Source organism: Murimonas intestini (assembly GCF_024622195.1).
Taxonomy (GTDB): Bacteria; Bacillota; Clostridia; order Lachnospirales; family Lachnospiraceae; genus Murimonas; species Murimonas intestini.
Map to the genome: position 1 here is coordinate 1 of NZ_JANKBI010000018.1, position 19,756 is coordinate 19,756.

General features: G+C 46.4%; 12 protein-coding genes. 1 reads left to right on the top strand and 11 read right to left on the bottom strand.

Annotated features, from left to right (window positions below; all coding sequences use genetic code 11):
- Nucleotides 1–185: 185 nt before the first annotated feature.
- The 8 genes from NSB28_RS20085 to NSB28_RS20120 form a co-directional block, all read right to left on the bottom strand.
- Nucleotides 186–2,534, bottom strand: a complete 2,349-nt coding sequence (locus NSB28_RS20085; RefSeq protein WP_109748866.1) for a glycoside hydrolase family 3 N-terminal domain-containing protein — start codon at nt 2,532–2,534, stop codon at nt 186–188.
- A 324-nt stretch (nt 2,535–2,858) separates the two neighbouring features.
- A complete protein-coding gene (locus tag NSB28_RS20090) occupies nt 2,859–3,545 on the bottom strand; it encodes a hypothetical protein (RefSeq protein WP_257497556.1) in 687 nt (228 codons plus the stop codon).
- A 69-nt stretch (nt 3,546–3,614) separates the two neighbouring features.
- Complete coding sequence (locus tag NSB28_RS20095; protein WP_109748491.1) at nt 3,615–6,035, bottom strand: glycoside hydrolase family 3 N-terminal domain-containing protein; 2,421 nt, start codon at nt 6,033–6,035, stop codon at nt 3,615–3,617.
- A gap of 234 nt (nt 6,036–6,269) precedes the next feature.
- Nucleotides 6,270–7,607 (bottom strand): ATP-binding protein, encoded by a 1,338-nt coding sequence (locus NSB28_RS20100; protein WP_109748490.1) that lies wholly within the window; start codon nt 7,605–7,607, stop codon nt 6,270–6,272.
- Nucleotides 7,604–8,308, bottom strand: coding sequence for a LytR/AlgR family response regulator transcription factor (locus NSB28_RS20105; protein WP_109748489.1), 705 nt, complete (start codon nt 8,306–8,308; stop codon nt 7,604–7,606). Before NSB28_RS20105 ends, NSB28_RS20100 begins: the two co-directional genes overlap by 4 nt.
- Nucleotides 8,309–8,486: 178 nt before the next feature.
- Entirely contained in the window at nt 8,487–10,055 is a 1,569-nt protein-coding gene (locus NSB28_RS20110) for an MFS transporter (protein ID WP_109748488.1), read from the bottom strand.
- A gap of 39 nt (nt 10,056–10,094) precedes the next feature.
- A complete protein-coding gene (locus tag NSB28_RS20115; RefSeq protein WP_109748498.1) occupies nt 10,095–12,023 on the bottom strand; it encodes a glycoside hydrolase family 2 protein in 1,929 nt (642 codons plus the stop codon).
- 30 nt (nt 12,024–12,053) lie between these two features.
- A complete protein-coding gene (locus NSB28_RS20120) occupies nt 12,054–15,113 on the bottom strand; it encodes a glycoside hydrolase family 3 protein (protein ID WP_109748487.1) in 3,060 nt (1,019 codons plus the stop codon).
- A gap of 578 nt (nt 15,114–15,691) precedes the next feature.
- On the opposite strand from NSB28_RS20120, the gene NSB28_RS20125 reads away from it, so the two are divergent.
- The gene (locus NSB28_RS20125) at nt 15,692–16,138 is read left to right on the top strand and encodes a hypothetical protein (RefSeq protein WP_109748486.1); all 447 of its coding nucleotides are present in this window, start codon (nt 15,692–15,694) and stop codon (nt 16,136–16,138) included.
- Nucleotides 16,139–16,224: 86 nt separating this feature from the next.
- Here the strand turns inward: NSB28_RS20125 and NSB28_RS20130 are convergent, their stop codons facing one another.
- From NSB28_RS20130 to NSB28_RS20140, 3 genes are all read right to left on the bottom strand, one after another.
- Complete coding sequence (locus tag NSB28_RS20130) at nt 16,225–17,424, bottom strand: phosphoribosylaminoimidazolecarboxamide formyltransferase (protein WP_334304804.1); 1,200 nt, start codon at nt 17,422–17,424, stop codon at nt 16,225–16,227.
- Nucleotides 17,417–18,130, bottom strand: a complete 714-nt coding sequence (locus tag NSB28_RS20135; RefSeq protein ID WP_109748484.1) for an IMP cyclohydrolase — start codon at nt 18,128–18,130, stop codon at nt 17,417–17,419. Before NSB28_RS20135 ends, NSB28_RS20130 begins: the two co-directional genes overlap by 8 nt.
- 174 nt (nt 18,131–18,304) lie before the next feature.
- Entirely contained in the window at nt 18,305–19,753 is a 1,449-nt protein-coding gene (locus NSB28_RS20140) for an RsmF rRNA methyltransferase first C-terminal domain-containing protein (protein ID WP_109748483.1), read from the bottom strand.
- Nucleotides 19,754–19,756: the final 3 nt, after the last annotated feature.

The following is a 19,756-nucleotide window of genomic DNA, read 5'->3' on the forward strand; positions in this document are numbered from 1 at the left end:
TTCTCTGTTACTGCCTCTGTGGCATCCTCTTTCGCATCCTTTGCGTATACAGACAGCGGAAGCATGGAAACCATCATAAGTGTCAGACATACACCAAGTACTTTCTTTTTCATTACTGTTACAGCTCCTTTCACTAAATGGAGAGGCCTCTTATGAGGCCTCTGTTTTTTTAATTTGTTACTTTATTAATAACTCAGACCGTACCAAGCTGCATATACATTGCCGTCAGCATCCTTGTAAGCATAGCTTCCGGATGGAGACTGTGCAAGTACTTCTGCATCCATGTACTGATCTTTGTCATAACCAGGTACATCATTAGGAGATACACAAACTTCATAAACAGTTCCGTCTATCTCAGTATCATTTACAGCAATAACTTCACTGCAGGAAACCATGGTTATAGGAAGTTTACCTGTAGGATTGTAAGCGCCTGTAAGTACGTCCATACGTGCATCCACAGATGTGGAGAAGGAACCGATCAGAGCGTCACAGTATGGCTCCAGATTTGTCAGGATCCATGGATTTGTGATGTTGATAGAACCAAGTACGATACCTCCGTTGGCATGTACAGCCTCAGCTGTCTTAGCAATCTTATTAACATCCTGCAGAGTAGAAACTTCAACAGTTTCACCTGTCTTAGACTGGTCTTCAGTATTGCGTTCTTCTACATCTATGCCGTCCACCAGTTCAAGCACTGCCATATTTGGTGAAGCCTGGGTGATTCCACCCGGAACTACATCTAAAAATGCGATATCAGCTTCTTCAGCCTTGTCCACTATTGTATACCCTGCGCCTTCAAAAGCAGCCTTCCAGCTTTCTATAGCTGCTTCATCCTCACCAGAAGCGGTAAAAGAAGCAACATATACTTTTTTAGATGCATCTGCCAGCGGCAGAGTATTCTCATGATTCTTCATCAGTACTACTGATTTCTGGTTCATCTCTGTCTTCATGGCATTAAGCTCGTCTGCCTTATCTTCAGCAACAGCCTTACTCTCTGCAGCATCACGGTAAGGATTCTCAAACATTCCCATATCCATCCAGTTAGTCATACGGTTTGTAGTAGCACGCTCGTATGCTTCATCTGTCACAAGGCCGGAATTTACAGCTTCTCTAATGGAATCATAATCAATCCCCTGCATTCCGTCGCCAATTACATCACAGCCGGCGTTGATAGTAGTTGCATAACGCTCAGCAGGTGTCATATCAGCTGCGCCCCAGTTCTGGGTGCTGATTATATTGGAGTCAGAGTTAATAAAGCCGTCAAATCCCATTGTATCCTTCAGCAGTGTCTGTAAAATTGTAGTATTATAAGCATTTCCAATCTCTTCCGGTGTAATCTCAACACCCTTGTAGCTCTGTGCAGCACTGCGTCCATCTGTAGCAGGACGGCTGTAGCCCGGCATGATTCCTGCAAGTCCTGCATCGATAGCAGCCTGGAAACCTGGAAGCTGGTATTTCTCCAGAGAACCTTCTGTAGCGTAAATTCTCCACTGGCCCATGCCATAATGAGATTCGAAACCATTCTCAGCAGCACAGTCACCCGGGAAATGTTTCATGATCAAAGCCACATCCCCCAGCTGTGCACCGTCTGTGCCATGCTGGTACCCCAGAACAAGAGCTTCAGAAATGCCTGACATTACTTCCGGAACTTCAGTGTATGTAGTAGCGTTACGGCTCCAGCGCGGGTCTGTAATCAGGTCGATCTGCGGACCGTACATCTGATGGATGCCTTTTGCATCCCAGATCTGTGAATCTAATTCTGCATATGCTTTGATTCCATCATAGTTCTCATCGCCCATGGCAGCTGCGGCCATACCTTCCGTTGCCGGGAAACCATCTGTCATAGGATTAGAAATAAGCATGTACGGAATATTTACCTCACCCTGGTTCACAGATGAAAACTCAGCAAGCATATTCAGCGTGTTGTTAAACATAGCGCCAACTTCTGTGTCTGTATCCTTACGGATAACGCCGGAACGTGTCTCCTGCCCGGTTACTACACTATAGGAGGCAGCCTTGTTCATCATGGCCATGACGTCTCCCTCTTCTGCTTCCACCTCTTCGTCCGTCGGCAGAGATACTAACTGAGAGAGGATGACATTTCCGTTTTCGTCATACACTTCATCAGCTGTCTTCGCAGCCGGGCTGCACATCAGATCATTTGCCAGCAGGCCAATGCGCTGTTCCGGTGTCATCTTGGAAATGAGGTCAGCAACACGTGTGGCTGTATCAAGACGCCAGTCCTCAAACGGATCCAGCTTTCCATCATTGTTGCTGTCTTTGAAATATTTTCCGTCCTCAGAAATAACACCTACCAGCGTTACACCGATCCTGGGACCGCCCTCGTTCTCATAGAATACCGGCGCAAGATACTCAGTGGGACATTCAATGCCTTCCTCAACTGTGTAAGGGGCAGGAATGTACTCAGCCGCAGCCTCTGTCTCACCCTCTGCTGCATAAGCAACTGATGTAAGGGACATTGCGAATGTCAATGCTGTGGTAACACTGACGGCTTTTCTCATTTTTCTCTTCATATCCATCCTCCTTTATTAATCAATCTGCGTAATCCGATTGATTGTTTTTTGTTAAATACACTTTACCATATTTTTGCACAAAAATAAAGAGTCCCCGGCTGTCGCAAGTTTCCGGACTCTTATCGTAAAATAATGATCTTGTCGTGAATCGGTCTGTTTTTGTCGTGAAGGATTATTCATCCTGTGAGAAATGCAATTTTCGGCGTAAAGAAAAAATACCCGTTAAAAACACTGCTATCTACGGCTCTGTTCAGCGGCAGAGCCATAAATAACATGTGTCCAAAGACTGGCTATTCTATCATTAAGATATATTCAGAAATGATATTATTTCTCTGTTTCAGTTTCAGTCTCGTCAGCTGCTTTGTCGTCTGCTCCATCTTTTGTGAAGATATAAGCGTACTCCCACTCAGCATCGCCGTCACGCTCAATGTGGTCTTCTGAGTAACCCAGTATGAGCTGTCCGTCTTTGTTCATTCCTATAACATCCATCAGTTCCATGTCGTCCATCTCTTCGCCTGTAAGGACGTCGAAGAACAGGCCTTCATCATCGTCACGGATCTTGAACTTATTTGCGCCCTTGAAGTTACATTCTCCTTCACCCACAACATCTACTACTGTCCAGCCTGCCCAGTTTGCTGAACAGCTGTAATCATCCACGTCGATATCGTCATGGTCAAAGCTCATGGTTCCCTTCAGGTTTGTGGCATCTGCGTGGATATATGCTGCTTCGTCTACCAGCTTATTTTCATCAATGCTCAATTCGATCTCCAGAGTGCATGCCTTCGGCTCTACTTCCAGAATTCCGCCGTCTGCAGTATAAGCATTTGTCAGTACCCATTTGCCTACATATGCTTCCGGTTCAGCTTCATAGTCCAGTTCCATTGAGATTTCTCCGTCTTTCTCTGTTACTGCCTCTGTGGCATCCTCTTTCGCATCCTTTGCGTATACAGACAGCGGAAGCATGGAAACCATCATAAGTGTCAGACATACACCAAGTACTTTCTTTTTCATTACTGTTACAGCTCCTTTCACTAAATGGAGAGGCCTCATACGAGGCCTCCGTTTTTAAGTTCTATCTTTTTAGTAGCTCAGGCCAAACCAGGCTGCATATACATTGCCGTCGGCATCCTTGTAAGCATAGCTTCCGGATGGAGACTGTGCAAGTACTTCTGCGTCCATGTACTGATCCTTGTCATATCCAGGTACATCATTAGGAGATACGCAAATTTCATAAACATTTCCGTCAACTTCTGTCTCATTTACAGCAATGACTTCATTGCAGGAAACCATAGTTACAGGAAGTTTACCTGTAGGATTGTAAGCGCCTGTAAGTACGTCCATACGTGCATCTACAGATGTGGAGAAGGAACCGATCAGAGCGTCACAGTATGGCTCCAGATTTGTCAGGATCCATGGGCTGCTGATATCGATAGAAGCAATTACGCTGCCGCCGTTAGCATGTACTTTTTCAGCAGTATCAGCAATTTTCTTTACATCTATCAGAGTGGTAGCTTCTGCCATCTCGCCTGTCTTCTCTGTATTTTCAGGATGGTTAACTTCCTCAACTTCAAGCCCGTCCACTAAATCAATAACATTCATAAATGTGTTGCTGTTAGAAACACCGCCCGGTACTACATCAAGAAATGCAATATCAGCTTCATCAGCCTTGCTTACGATCGTATAGCCGGCAGCTTCAAAGGCACCTGTCCACTTTTCTACAGTTTCATCATCAGCGCCTGAGCTTGTATAAGACGCAATATATACCTTCTTGGAAACGTCAGCCAGCGGTAAAGTATTCTCATGATTCTTCATCAGAACAACAGATTTTCTGCTGATATCTGTTCCGATCGCTTCGATCTCATCTGACAGGCCTTCTACTGTTGCTTTGCTCTCTTCTACATCCTTGTAAGGATTTTCGAACTGTCCCATATTCATAACAGTAGCCAGAGTGCTTGCATTAGCGCGGTCAAGTGCTGCTTCTTCGATCAGTCCCTGATCATATGCATCGTAATAATCCTGCCACTCAACACCAGTAAATCCATCACCAATGATATCAGAGCCGGCATTGATCATTGCTGCTACACGTTCAGGTGCGGTCAGTTCCTCAGCACCGTACTGCATTCCCATAGAAAGGACGCCTGAGTCGGTATTAACAAAGCCTGAGAATCCCATTGTATCCCGCAGCAGTGTCTGAAGGAGAGTTGTGTTATAAGCATTTGCAACCTGGTCCGGTGTGAGTTCTACATCGCGGTAGCTCTGTGCAACACTGCCATAAGTGCCATCAGCTGCAGGGCGGCTGTAACCTGGCATGATACCTGCTACACCGGCATCAATAGCTGCCTGGAAGCCAACAAGCTGGTATTTTTCAAGAGAACCTTCTGTCTGGTATATACGCCACTGGCCGATTGCATTGTGTGATTCAAATCCATTATAGGAAGCGCCGTCACCAGGGAAGTGCTTCATGATCAGAGCAACATCTCCGTCCTGAGCGCCGTCAGTACCTGTCTGATAGCCTTTTACCAGAGCTGAAGCAATACCTGCTGCTACATCAGGAACCTCTGTATATGTACCGGAATTTCTATTCCAGCGAGGATCAGTGATCAGGTCGATCTGAGGGCCATACATACGGCTGATGCCCTTTGCATCCCAGATCTGGCGGTCAACATCAGCAAAATGCTCAACCAGGCTGTAATCGCCCTCCTCTGCTCCGGCACCCATCACTGCTGCTGCTACTCCCATTGATCCCGGAATCTTGATCACCTGCTGTGGGTTAGAGATAATTGTAAACGGTATAGTCGGCTCATTCTTTGCAACGGCAGCATATTCAGCTGTCATGTTCGTTGCATTGTTCCATAAAGCGCCTGTCTCTGCATCTGTAGTTGCCCTGAGTACACCGGAACGGTTCTCAAAGGTCAGCATTTCACCTGTGCTGTTTGGACGGGGTGCAGTCTCAACTGCAGCTGCGCCGGCATTGATCTTTGTAGCAGCATCCCCTTCAATTTCTTCTTCTTCTGCCACTACCATATTCAGAGCATCTTCAGTAACTACCATCAGCTGGTTCAGGTCTACCTTACCATTCTCATCATACACTTCATCAGCAGAAGTAACTGTGGGACTGCACATCAGCTGGTTAGCCAGCAGGCCAATGCGCTGTTCTTTTGTAAGTTTAGTCAGCAGGTCAGCAACACGTGTCTCTGTATCAAGGCGCCAGTCCTCGAAAGTATCCAGCTCACCATTATTGTTGCTGTCTTTGAAATACTTGCCGTCCTCGGAAATAACGCCTACAAGCGTTACACCAATCGTTGGTCCGTCTTCGTTCTCATAGAACACCGGCTCAAGATATTCTGTCGGCCCCTGAAGACCTTCATCCGCTGTGTAAGGTGCAGGAATGTAATCTGCTGCCTCTGTCCCGCCCTCTGCTGCATAAGCAACTGATGTCAGAGACATAGAGAGTGTTAAGGCTGTAGTAACACTGACAGCTTTTCTCATCTTTTTCTTCATATCCATCCTCCTTTGTTAATCAATCCTTCTGATTAATCAATTGTTTTTATGGATATAAATTACCACAATTTTACACAAAAATAAAGAGCCCCCGTCTTCCGCGAATCAGCGTGTTTTTACCGCCAATCATTTATTTTGTCGTGAAACAGCTTTCTTTTGCCGTAAGCAAATTAAAGTTTTGTGAAAACTGCTATTTCTGCCGCAAGAACAAATCTAATTTTCCTGCCGGTCTCATTACTTCTGCTCCTGCTCATTTTTCATGGACACGGTCAGCATAAATATATTATTATCTGCCTGTACAGACACATTGCCCCCATGCTGCTGTGCAATAGACATGATGGAGCGCAGTCCAAAGCCATGATAGCTTTTTTCCATTTTTGTAGTGACAGGAAGGCCATTCTCAAACTTCAGCTCATGCTCATAATAATTCTCCACAACTAATATGACCATATCATTGCGCCTGGCAGCCTTGAGAGAAATAAACTTCTTCTCTTTGCAGACTACATCTTCCATCCCTTCCAGAGCGTTGTCCATAGCATTTCCAAACAGCGCATAAATTTCCATGTCCGTCAGAAATGAAAACAATGTTCCGTCAATAATATATGTAAAACGGATACCATTCATAGAACAGATGATATTCTTCTCTGTCAGCACCACGTCAAGTCCCTTGTTGCCTGAGTCCACAACTGTATTATATTCATCAATGGAATCAGACAGGCTGTTCATGTGGCGTTGCAGCTCACTCTCCCCCTCAGCTGAACGGATCAGGCCGATCTGATGCTTCAGGTCGTGGCATTTGATCTGCAGGGAGAGTATTCCCTCACGGCTGATCTCGTAATACTGCTGCTTGCTGCGGATAAAATTCTGCATACTAAGGTTTTCCTCCTGCAGCAGGGTCAGAGAGGCTCCTACAACACAGAGAATAAAATTCACCACGCAGTACAGCAGCGCTGTCAGGAAAAACAGGACTCCTGTCTGCACACTGCCGCTGTACAGAAATTGGTATGTAAATTCCAGCAGCATCTGGCAAAGCAGTATTACAGCGAAAAGCCCCAGCAGCGACCTTACCGGAAATGACACAGGCCGTTTTACAAAACGCCTGTACACCTTGCAGCAGCCAATACACATTGTGAGATACAGGAGATATGACATAATGGACTGAAACGGGCTTCCGTCTGTCCATGCAGCGTCCGGACCAACGGGAATCGCGGATATGAGTTTCACCATATTCCAGGACATCCTGTAGACGGTAAGCGCTATAAGGCCGTTAAATATGCCGGAATCCACAGAAGCCTGATAACAGAAGAGGTAGCATATAATAAAGAGCAGGCTCAGGACCATGATATAGATGCTGCCTGCTGTTGCCACAACCAGTTTTACCGTCAGCAGCTCCTCGATCACATACCTCATACACCAGCTTGCCCCGCATAAAAGCACAAAGCTCAGCAGGATCCGAACGGGATAAGAAGATTTCTTTTCCCTTCTGTTCCAAATTACAAGCTGTATAAAAAAGATTACTCCCGAAGAAATACGCCAGTCTATTTCCCGGATCCACCAAATCGGCTCCATCATACGCTTTCACCTAAATAGCTGATAAATCTCTGTTCTATCTCCTTCCGGTGTGATTTTGAAATCTGCACCTGAACATCATTTACCACCATATAATCACTGTGTACGCTTTTGATATGGCGCATATTGACTAGATATGACCTGTTGCACAGAATAAAATGCTGGTCATCCAGCTTTTTCCTCACGTCTCCCAGACGGCCGCGCACCTTATAATCTCCCTGCTCCGTGTGGTAGATCAAATCATGGTCATAGACTTCCACAAAATAGATATCGTTAGAAGAGATGCTCACGATCCCGTCCGGTGTCTTCAATGCAAAGGTGGCTCCCTTGCAGTCATTGATACGCTTAAGCGCCTTATCCAGCACGCGGTATATAGAGAACTGATCAATGGGCTTGACCACAAAATCCATAGCATCCACCTCGTACCCGCGGATGGCCATCTGCGCCATATAAGTCACGAAGATCAGCTGGGCCTCCTTATTGACAATCCTAAGAAAGTGCGCTGCATCCAAACCATCCATCTCACCCATACGGATATCCAGAAATACGATATTATACAATTCCCGGCTGCGGACAAACTCCACCCCGTCATAGTACATATGAATGATATGCGCCTCTCCCTTTTCTTCAAAGTAACGCTCTACATATCCCGCAAGCGTTTTCACCTCCTTGGCATCATCATCTACAATTGCAATCAGAAGCATATTTCTCCCCTCCTTTGTTTTAGATCAACAACAAAAAAACGAAAAAACAATCGCCAAAGCACTATATGAATAGGTCCATGACCAGATATAGACTTCGGCGATTATTCCGACGCTTCCATTATTTAATTATAATACGAAATTGCTATTTTGGGAACCTGAAACCTTAAAATGGATAAAATTATTTAGCTCCTGCCTTTACATCTTCAATAGCAGGATACATTTTCATGGCTTCCTCCAATGTCTTTCCTTCCGCAATCGCAGCCTTTCTGGATGCATTAACAGTCTGTATCTCCTTCATCTTGGCGCCTGTCAGAGTGTATCCCTTCATGGCGATCAGTGTGGCGATCCAGGCAATCATAGGAATAACGCAGAACAGCACTATGACTACCCAGTTCATTCCAGGTTCATATGCCGTCTCAGCCGCCGGAAGGGTTTTTAATCCAATAAAGGAGATTGCCAGTGCCACAACTGTTGTTGACAGTGAAGATACCAGCTTATCTACCAGACTGAACAGTGTCCCCATAACACCGGGGATATACTGTCCTGAACGGTATGTCTCATAGTCAGAGCAGTCAGCCACCATAGGTATGGGCATATCTGCCGTAGAGTAGTATGCTCCATAGCCCACACCAAAGAACACTATAAACAGAACAGTGTACAGATTGATCGTCAGGCCGCCTTCTCCAAACAGAGAGAGGTTAAATGCCGGATTATCCGGTTTCCACAGGATCATTAATGCAAGCACGCCAATATACATGATCAGCGCAACCCTCACATACTTTTCCAGCGATGCTTTCTGTCCATGCTTCTGAGAGGTACGGATCGTAAGCAGGAAGAACGGAACAGAAAATACATAGCCAAGAACCATCATGGGCAGATACAGTCCGTCATAATTTCCCATCATACTGCCGTAGAGCATACACAGAACAGACACATTTGTAGCTATAGCCAGCGCCAGCTTGCAGCCTGCCCCCGCAACCATCAGACGCTGCATGGGCTTGTTGCATTTGATGATCTGTATATATTCTGAAATCTTGACCTTCTTTGACTCTTTTCCTCCAATACCAAAGTATTTCGGCTGGTCCTTCTCCCAGATACCGATGACTGCCAAAACAGTCAGCACCATGGAAATCACGATACCAAGGGGAGCAAGCACGCGATAGAAAGCAGCGGTATTGTAATCGCCCACACTGGAGCGGATAAGCGGAGCCAGAAACTGCATAGCCCCCATACCAACCAGGCTGCCTACTGTATTAAATAAAGTAAACATTGGACGCTGCTTCGGATCGTTTGTCAGAACTGTCTGGCCTGAACGTGTACAGGAGGTCTGGAATGTATAGCCGATGACCCATACAAAATACAGGAGAACAAACAGCACATAACGCAGCCACATCATTGTGTCCGGTATCATAGGAGTAAACAGATACAGGATCAGCACGCTCGCTGCCATGATCAGGTTTCCGATCACCATAAACGGACGGAACTTTCCAAATTTGCCATTAGTACGGTCGATCAATGCACCGATAATCGGGTCTGTAATTGCGTCACACAGACGCATAACTGTTACCATGATAGTGGCAAACGCCATCAGCAGGCCCAACACGCCGTTGCCGAACAATGCAATATAAGAAAGCACCAGAACAAAATAGACATTCGTAGCCCCATTATTCATGGGAAATAGTGCCAGCTGGTAAAGTTTCGCATGGTTCGTGGTCTCTTGGCCAGCCGGCTGGGTAATATTACTCATCACATGACTCCTTTCATTCTCTTTAGCAAAAGCGGGGGCTTATACCCAGTTGCTTTTCTTACGCTTCTTATTTTTCTTCAGTTTGTAATCAGGGTTAGGCACAGCCACTTTCCGCAGCACTCCCGAATCCCGCTGTTTTCCGGCTACTGCCTCTATCTTGTTAGTCTCCTCAAGCGGTACTGTAAAGACCACAGTCCTGTCAGCATTTGCCTGGCCCACAAGTTTGCCGTTATTATACAGCTTCACATAAGGCTGGTTAGTATAGACTGTCACCTTCGTGCTTTCACCAGTGCGTTCTGCCATACGTTTTCCCGCAATATGTACAAACGGCTCCCTGCTCCAGAATGCCTTATACAAGTAGAAGCTGTCTTTTTTCACCTTACGGTCAAAAGTTACTAGCCCCTTGTGGTTCATGCCCGGCTCACCGCCCTGATCTCTTGCATCAGCTGCAAAGTCAAACATATTCCACACATAATTGGCCCACATATAAGGATGGCGCTCAAAACAGCGCAGCATAAACTCATGATACTTTGCCTGGTATTCCTCAGTGTGGTCGCCTCTGCGGGGATGTTCGGAATGCAGGTTTGGCATACCTTCACAACCATATTCAGAAAAGCACAGGGAACGCTTGGGATACACCAGGTGGAAAAAGTTAATCCACAGGTCATTCAGGAACAATCCCGGAACATACCAGCCAAGATACAGGTTCCAGCCTACTATATCAGTTATATGGGCCGATTTGTTGAACGGGCCGCACATAGCATAACAGGCCAGGGTCGTCAGTCTTGTTGGATCCATCTTATGGCACAGGTCGTTGAGCAGGTGGTGGTTATCCAGCATATCCTTCTTATCCTTTGTGGAGATCGTGATCTCGTTGGATACTCCCCAGCACACAATACATGCGTGATGATAATTCTGGCTTATCAATTCTTTCATCTGGGAAACAGTGTTCTCCCGTCCGCCCGGCATATGCTCGGAGATGTACGGAATCTCCGCCCATACCACAAATCCCATTTCATCACAGCGGTCGTAGAAATACTGGCTATGCTGGTAATGAGCTAAACGGATGGAATTGGCACCTATCTCCCTGATCAGCTTCAGATCTTCGTCATGCTCCTTTTTAGTCAGGGCATTTCCAAGCTGCTTTCTGTCCTGATGGCGTGATATCCCGTGAAGCGGGTAACTGCGCCCATTCAGGAAAAAGCCCTTGTCCTTGTCCACATGGAAGCTGCGCACTCCAAAGCGCTGACGGACTTCGTCCAGCACCTTACCTTCTTCTTTCAGCTGCACCACAGCTGTATACAGGTAAGGGTCCCTCATCCCGTCCCATCTGTGAGGCTTGTGCAGGACAATGACAGCATTGCTGCCCTCCCCCTCTGCCACAGCCCTTCCTCCGGCGTCCAGTATGGTAACTCTCGTCTCTGCTTCCGGTGCATTGCTCCAGCTCTCCACTGTGACTTTGGCATCTTCACCGTCCACCAGGGGCGTAATTTTTACGCCCTGGCTTCCATAGTAGTCCAGATCAAAGTGCTTCCTGTTTACTGCAAGTATCTTCACATCACGGTATATCCCGCCATAAAAAGTGAAATCAGCCTTCTGCGGGTATACATGATCATTGACACTGTTATCCACAGCCACTGTCAGGCTGTTTTCTGTCTGGATAAGTGACGTCACATCCACACGGAATGTAGAGTATCCGCCGTCATGATGACAGCAGGCATTGCCATTGAGAGTAATATCTGCAGTGGCGTTCACACCGTCAAATTCCAGGTAAACACATTCTGACTCCGGATCAAATGCCGGTGCTTCAAAAGTGGTGGAATAGCTGCAAGTTCCCCGGTAGTAATCGTTACCGCCGTCCTGGCCGTCAATATTATTCCAGGTATGAGGAAGGCGGACGGTTATGTCTTTTCCATCGGGGCCGGCAAATTGCCAGTCCCGATTCAGCAGACTCTCATATCTCTTCATGTTTTTCCTCCATGCTGCCATGGGCAGCATTTATGCTTTCTTTTCCTTCTTTTCTTTTTTCTTTAAACTGATACCAGCCATATCCAGGATCAGAAGGATCGCTCCCAGCAGAGACAGGACAGCAAGTGTATATTCTGCAACTGTCAATGTTGTGGACCACCACGGAGTAACATGTACGATCTTCGTATCTGCACTGATACCGTCCATACCGCGTGAATGAACTACTGTGTAAAGTATACGGTGTGCAGATTCGCGCATTGCGCGTGCCAGAGGTGCGTTCTCCTTAGAAGCTCCCGGTGCATACTGTGCAAATTCAAAGCCAAGATCGCTTGTAGATTTATCTCCCCCGGTTCCGCTTGTTCCAGGATAGTTATCCGGGATATCGTTGCCTGCCAGAACCTCATGAGGTTTGGACATATAGCTGCCGTCATACATATCAGTTACGCCAAATCCGCTCATTCCTGCTTCGCCTCTCAGCCATGCAGTCTGAAGGTTATAGCTTGCTCCTGACCATGTAGCGCCGACACGGTTAAATGCTGTCATGACACATTTTGCATCTGCATTCACGATCGGAAGCTCGAATGCACGCAGATAGATCTCGCGCAGTGCCTGCTCGTTGCACCATGTTCCGATACCCTGACGCTGTTCTTCCTGATCATTGAGCACGAAATGCTTATTATATACATATACGCCTTTAGACTGGATCGCTTTTGTCTCAACTCCTGCAATCAGGCCTGTGAGAATGCCGTCCTCTGAATAATACTCAAATACACGTCCTGCGTATGGTGTACGGTGGATATTAAGGCCAGTGCCGTAGAATCCTGCATAGCCGGCCCACATAGCATCTTCGCCGATGAGGTTTCCAACCTCTTCAACGAGTTTGTCGTTGAAAGTAGCTGCTATTATACCATTACATGGATAGCAGGTACCTGTCTCTTCTTTATTTGGGTCATTAGTCTGGACTGCATATCCGTTGCTTCCCAGGCTGTATTTCTGTGTCACGCCGCTGGGGCCGTTGTGGTCAAGTGTTTCCGGTTTGCCGATCTCAGGTACAGACACTGTCATTCTGAGGCCGACTGCACACAGCTCGCTTAACTGTCCGTATGTCAGCTGATCCAGGAAGCTCTCCCAGATTGGATCATCGTATGCAATCTCATTTCCCTCTTCATCTCTCTGAAGATTGATGAGCTGGTATGCTGTCTCAGTGGAGCCCATTACAGGCCAGTCTCCGTCATTCTCCGGCAGGTCCGAATCATCCAGTACTGCATCAGCAGCAATCTGGTCTGTCATAGACAGTTTTACATAATTGGTGTTATGTCCGTCATCATCCGGTGTCCACAGCATTGTGGTTCCTTCCCAGTCATTACGGGAGATATAAGTAACTTCATTGTCGCCGCGGCCTTCGTAGCGGTTAATATCCACATCCGCGAACAGGCTTGTGACATCATTTCCTGTGCCGTAGGCTTTTGCATATGTCTCGCTGTCGAAATCATAATCCATTGTATAAGTCAGATCTGCATTTCCATCAGCAGTCATACCATCTGATACTTTCTTGCCTTTTGCAGCCAGGATATTGTTTACTGCCGCATGTGAGTCGTCCGCTGCTGTCAGGTAATAAGTTCCTTCATCTAAAATATATACGCCTGTGTTATAAGCGTCATAGGAAGTGAGGAAGTATTCCGGTACTTCTACAGTAACAGTTTCGCTGGCGCCCGGCTCCAGGATTGCTGTCTTTCCATAACCTACCAGTTCTACAGAAGCTTTCTCGATCTGGTTTTCCTTGTCATAATCTGTATACGGTTTCTGTCCATAGATCTGTACAGTCTTCTTACCTGCTGTCTTTCCTGTATTTGTTACTTTTACAGATACAGTGTAAGCTGTCTCCATGCCCTCACCGCTCTTAGATACCTGCATATCAGACATCTCGAAAGTAGAATAGCTCAGGCCATAGCCAAATGGATATGCTACAACGTCTTCATACTCAAAATCACCTGCATTGCCTGTACCCATCACCAGGTCCTCATAACGTGTCTCCGTGTAACGGTATCCCACGTAGATTCCTTCCTGATAAACTACATATGTATTAAATACACGGCCATGAGCTCCGAAATCATAATTTTCTGCTCCGTCATATGTATAGCTTGCGAAGTTTGCCATAGCAGGATCAAGCAGATTGTCTGTCCACCATGTGTCAGGCAGAGATCCTGAAGGATTTACTGCACCGGAGAGGATATCCGCTACAGCGTACAGTCCTGTCTGGCCTACTGAACCTATCCAGAGGGCAGCATCGATGCCATAGTCTTTGTCATTAATGAACTCGGCTGAAACAGGGTTAGCGCTGTTGATCAGCACAACGATGGAAGAAATCTTTCCTTCCTCCTTATATTCATTCAGGCCTTCCAGAATGGCTCTCTCATTTTTGTTCAGTGTAAGATAATCGCCGTTCTTTCCGTCGTCATGATCCACGCTCTTAAGGTCGTTGGCCTCACCGCCAACACGGCCGACAACAAAGATAGCCGTCTCGCCCTTGCCGAAAGAATCTGCTGCATCAGATTTCTGGATCTGTTTCCAGGAAGCCTCATTGATATTTCCATTATCAAAATCTCTTCCTTTCTCTGAATCCTTATACCATTTCAGCAGGTCCTCATTTACTACTGTGTAACCGCCGTCTGCCAGAACCTGTGGGTATGTAGGTGCATCCGCAGAGGATACCGCACCTGAACCGGTGCCTCCATAAACTGGTGAAATGGCAGTTGCGCCGAATAAGGAAACCTCTTTTCCTTTCAGGGGCAGTGTTTCATTGTCATTTTTAAGCAGGACAGCTCCTTCACCTTCTACTTCACGGACCTTTGCAAATCCTGCTTCCTTTAAATCAGCTACAGATGTGAATTCACTGTCGTAATATCTTGCATATGTACTGTCATCCGCGTCACTGTCACTGACTGTTTTGAATGTGGTTATGCCCAGAAAAGAATTAATCTGGCCGGCAAACTCGTTGGCAACGGTATTTCCAAAATGTACGAGCACCAGCAAAACTACCATGATGTTCGTAAAAACCTTCTCCAACGTTCTCTTTTTTGAGGGTTTCATAAGCAATCTCCTCTCCTTCTCTTTCTAGATTGATAATACAACTGTTTAAGTACCTGCGCAGCTGTCAATGCGGTAACAGCACACAAGAGCTTTGCACAAACCATCCCGAACTACCGGCATCCCATCGGCAGATGCACGATATACTGAAAGCACCCTTGTGCAGAGCATATACATTTAAAGTTATGCCTCTATTATATTCGTTTTTTGCCAACTAGGGAAGACTCAGGCCATGTCGTGTAAAATCTATGTACTGCCGCAATGAATATTTTTATCATTTCACGTCTTTTATATATGTGCGAACGGATTTTTCTGTCGTGTATAATCTGTTTTATGACGTGAATTCATTCCATGTCATTTTATGCGGGCTTTTAAAATCGTGATATAAATTTGACATATAACATATTACATGTCATAATATTCTTACTTGAGGAATGCGTTGTTAACCGGTGTTTTCAGGATTTTCAGGGAAATGCGGTTCTCTGGCACTAACGGTCTCAGCGCTGCATTCAATGATTCAAAATGTTACAGCCGCCTGCTAGAACATCGGCATGCAGTAGAAGTGGAAAGGAGTTTTAATTATGACAGCTAAACAAGATACCCCGGTAAAAAAAGCTGCCGGCTTCTATGTCGGTATCGCCGCAGTTGTGCTTTGCCTCGCAGCTGCTATTATGTATGGGATTAATTTTAAATCAATGGAATATAAGGAGCCTATCTATGACTCCACTGTATGGATCCTGCTGAGTGTAACAGCAGTTATCGCTGCAGCTATGCTGATGGTCCGTAAGCTTGATGGTTTTGCACCTGTTGCCCTTTGCATCGGCAGCGGCATTTCCTTCCTGATGTATGTTCATCTGATCATCTGGCCTGTTGCCGATACAATCTACGGTATTGAGCCATTTCCTCACATTCAGGAAGTCATCATATGTGCCGTACTGCTGCTGCTCAGCTTCATCGTTTCTGAGGTTTCTCTGTATATGAGAAAAACCAAAGTAATCGAAACAAAAGCTGAGACTAAAACTGCTTAAACAGTCCTAACAATCAAAAGCAGATCTGTTCTCCGTCGCACCCGGAACAGATCTGCTTTTTTATTGTCTTTTATACAAAATACTTATTAGTGGTGGAAGAGGCGGATGCCTGTAAATGCCATAGCCATGCCGTACTTGTCACATGTAGCGATCACCTGGTCATCCCTTACAGAGCCACCCGGCTCTGCGATATATTTTACGCCGCTCTTGTAAGCACGCTCGATGTTATCGCCAAATGGGAAGAAGGCGTCAGATCCGAGAGCTACATCGCTCATCTTGTCAAGCCATGCCCTTTTCTCTTCTTTTGTGAAGACTTCCGGTTTTACCTTGAAGATCTTCTCCCAGGCTCCGTCAGAGAGCACATCCATGTACTCATCGCCAATATATACATCTATCGCATTGTCCCTGTCCGCACGGCGGATTCCATCTACAAACTGGAGCTCCAGAACCTTCGGACACTGGCGGAGGAACCAGTTATCTGCCTTATTTCCCGCCAGACGTGTACAGTGTACCCTGGACTGCTGTCCTGCGCCTACTCCGATGGCCTGTCCGCCCTTTGCGTAGCATACTGAATTTGACTGTGTGTACTTCAGAGTGATCAGGGAGATCACAAGATCCATTTTTCCCTGCTCTGTAAGATCTTTGTTTGCTGTCACTACATTTGCAAGCAGATCATTATCGATCTTTAACTCATTTCTGCCCTGTTCAAATGTAATACCGAACACATCCTTGTGCTCAATAGGAGCCGGCCTGTACTCAGGATCGATCTCGATCACTGTGTAGCCGCCGTTTTTCTTCTGTTTAAGGATAGCAAGTGCCTCCTCAGTATACCCCGGAGCGATCACGCCGTCTGAAACTTCTCTTTTAATGATAGATGCAGTGTCAGCATCACACACGTCAGAAAGAGAAATAAAATCACCAAAGGAAGACATTCTGTCAGCGCCTCTTGCCCTTGCGTAAGCACATGCCAGCGGAGAAAGGTCACCCATATCATCCACAAAGTAGATCTTTTTTAATACATCATCCAGAGGAAGCCCTACTGCTGCTCCTGCCGGTGAAACATGCTTAAAGGATGCAGCTGCCGGAAGCCCTGTAGCTGCTTTCAACTCGCTTACAAGCTGCCAGCCGTTTAAAGCATCCATGAAATTAATATATCCGGCTTTTCCAAGAAGAACCTTAATTGGAAGGTCCCTTCCATCAGACACAGAGATCTTTGCCGGTTTCTGATTAGGGTTACACCCGTATTTTAATTCTAATTCTTTCATTATAAGAGGCCTCCTATTTATTTTTGTTGACGATTCTTGTTTCGTATGTACCTGTCTGGATATCAATATAACGTACAAACAATGATACTTTGTTATCTTCGTTCAGACTGCTCCAGAGCAGTTCTGTATAAGCATCAATGTCGTCTGACACATCAACTAATGTCGGCTCTCCTTCAAAGCTTGGAAGAGGATTGCCATCGCATTTATAAGTGTGGATAAAGCGTGCCTCCCCAGCCTGGGCGTTCTGATATGCAAAGGTGAAACGGTTGCAGGAATCAGGATTTCCATTGTTGCTCTTTAAGATAGACATTGCATAGTTGAAATTTCCGTTTTCAATATGCAGGATACCAGAAATCCTTGGCGTATAATTCGGACCATCTGGCTCAAACTCTCTCGTTCTCAGAGACTGCTCAAAAGTCAGCTGTTTGTCCATACCCTCATAGATCGTGTCTGTCTGGTCACCGTTTGTCACGATCGTCTTATTTCCCAATACGCGTACAGGCGCATAGATAATAAGGCTTGGGTCTGTTAATTTTGCCGGATCAAATGCCTGTGTTCGGATTCCCTCTCCGTCTTCCACGAAGACACGGTTCCGGCTGTTCTCACTTCTTCCCATAATGAAGTAAGCCGTAACGGCCTTGGTCCCATCCGGGGTTCTTCCAATAACGATTCCTCGTCCTGGATACGCATTTTCCCGTAGCTCTTTTTCAATTGATACTACTTCCATGAACTTCTCTCCTTTTCACTCTTGTAACCAGCCGGTATTTTATAACAGACGCCGGACAGTCACTTTTACTTTGCTATATTTTCAACGCATCTTTCATTATATACAATCGGTTAATGAATTTCCACCCCTAAAACAACCTTTTTCGACATATTTTTCCGTTTCTCCCTTTTTCTTCTATCTCATCCTCCATCCCGGGAGATATTTGTTCTTTAAAAGGCCGTTTACAAGCTTGCCCCAGCCAAGGGGGTACCCGTTCACGCAGATGAGCTGCCAGCCCCTCTGGCGTTTGATAGGCATATCGTCTACAGTCACTGTCTCTCCCCGCAGATATTTTGATACCCTGCTGTCCGTCCATGGAAAATTCAGGCATATCCTGTAGTCTGACTTATGCAAAGCCATGGCAAATGACTGGCTGGGTTCAAACCTGTCCTTCTTCAGTTCGCCCAGATACAGTCCATTGCGGAGGAAATTCACACCTCTCTGTTCTCCCAGGGCGCCAGGTACGTAATAGACCTGACCCTTACGTATTTCTACCCTGCTCCAGTCTATATCCATATAGACATCACAGAAAAATTCTTCCAGCACAGCCTTATCTGTTTTCGTGATATTTTTGGCCCCTTTCAGTCCTTCCGAAGCCGGGACCACGGCCTTCTCTTCCTTCTGCTGCCCGTCCTGCACCGCTGACGTTACAGCAGCAGCGCCAGTATTTAAGGAATCCCCCTTCTTATGCAGCAATGCGAGAAAATGTCCCTCACCCTGCATTTTGTGAGGCCAGATGCGCACACACTTCTTCAGTTCTTCATTGCCACCTGCCAGATCAGGGCGTCCTTCTGAGAATCCATCATACCCTTTGGCCGGCACTAATTCAAAATCTTCCCTGTTATCCAGCAGATACTGGATAACCTGCTCATTCTCCTCCGGTGAAAATGTACAGGTAGAATACAGGAGCATTCCGCCGGGCCGCAGCATCTTTGCCGCCTGCAGGATGATCTCCTTCTGCACCCTGGCGCAGGCAGCCGGCTTGTCCTCACTCCAGGCCTTCATGACCTCCGGCTCCTTTCTGAACATCCCCTCCCCGGAGCACGGGGCATCTACCAGTATCTTATCAAAGAATTCTTCAAACCTGTCTGATATATTGCCCGGCACCTCATTGATCAGAAATGAATTGGGGATTCCGAATACTTCCACATTTTTAAGCAGGGCTTTTGCTCTGGACGCGCTGATGTCATTTGCCACAAGCAGCCCCTCTCCTCTCAGTCTTGCCCCCAGCTCTGTGGCCTTCCCTCCCGGAGCAGCACACAGATCCAGCACCTTCTCCCCGGGATTTACAGGCAGCCTGGAAGCGGGAGTCATAGCGCTGGGCTCCTGCAGATAGTACAGACCTGCATAATAATATGGATGGCGGGACGGAGCGTCCTCCTCCTCATAGTAATAACCATTTTCTATCCAGGGTATCTTTGTCAGATGGAACGGCGCAATATGCTCAAACTTTTCCGTGCTGATCTTGAGAGTATTCACCCTCAGCCCATACTGGCGGGGCATATCATACCCCGCCTCAAAAGCCTCATACTCCTTTCCAAGGATGTTCTTCATTTTATCGGCAAACGCTTCTGGTAATTTCATTTT

Excerpts from the sequence above, each read along its gene's own strand:
- NSB28_RS20085 (WP_109748866.1), bottom strand. The coding sequence starts at position 2,534 with ATGAAGAGAAAAATGAGAAAAGCCGTCAGTGTTACCACAGCATTGACA.
- NSB28_RS20090 (WP_257497556.1), bottom strand. The coding sequence starts at position 3,545 with ATGAAAAAGAAAGTACTTGGTGTATGTCTGACACTTATGATGGTTTCC.
- NSB28_RS20095 (WP_109748491.1), bottom strand. The coding sequence starts at position 6,035 with ATGAAGAAAAAGATGAGAAAAGCTGTCAGTGTTACTACAGCCTTAACA.
- NSB28_RS20100 (WP_109748490.1), bottom strand. The coding sequence starts at position 7,607 with ATGATGGAGCCGATTTGGTGGATCCGGGAAATAGACTGGCGTATTTCT.
- NSB28_RS20105 (WP_109748489.1), bottom strand. The coding sequence starts at position 8,308 with ATGCTTCTGATTGCAATTGTAGATGATGATGCCAAGGAGGTGAAAACG.
- NSB28_RS20110 (WP_109748488.1), bottom strand. The coding sequence starts at position 10,055 with ATGAGTAATATTACCCAGCCGGCTGGCCAAGAGACCACGAACCATGCG.
- NSB28_RS20115 (WP_109748498.1), bottom strand. The coding sequence starts at position 12,023 with ATGAAGAGATATGAGAGTCTGCTGAATCGGGACTGGCAATTTGCCGGC.
- NSB28_RS20120 (WP_109748487.1), bottom strand. The coding sequence starts at position 15,113 with ATGAAACCCTCAAAAAAGAGAACGTTGGAGAAGGTTTTTACGAACATC.
- NSB28_RS20125 (WP_109748486.1), top strand. The coding sequence starts at position 15,692 with ATGACAGCTAAACAAGATACCCCGGTAAAAAAAGCTGCCGGCTTCTAT.
- NSB28_RS20135 (WP_109748484.1), bottom strand. The coding sequence starts at position 18,130 with ATGGAAGTAGTATCAATTGAAAAAGAGCTACGGGAAAATGCGTATCCA.
- NSB28_RS20140 (WP_109748483.1), bottom strand. The coding sequence starts at position 19,753 with ATGAAATTACCAGAAGCGTTTGCCGATAAAATGAAGAACATCCTTGGA.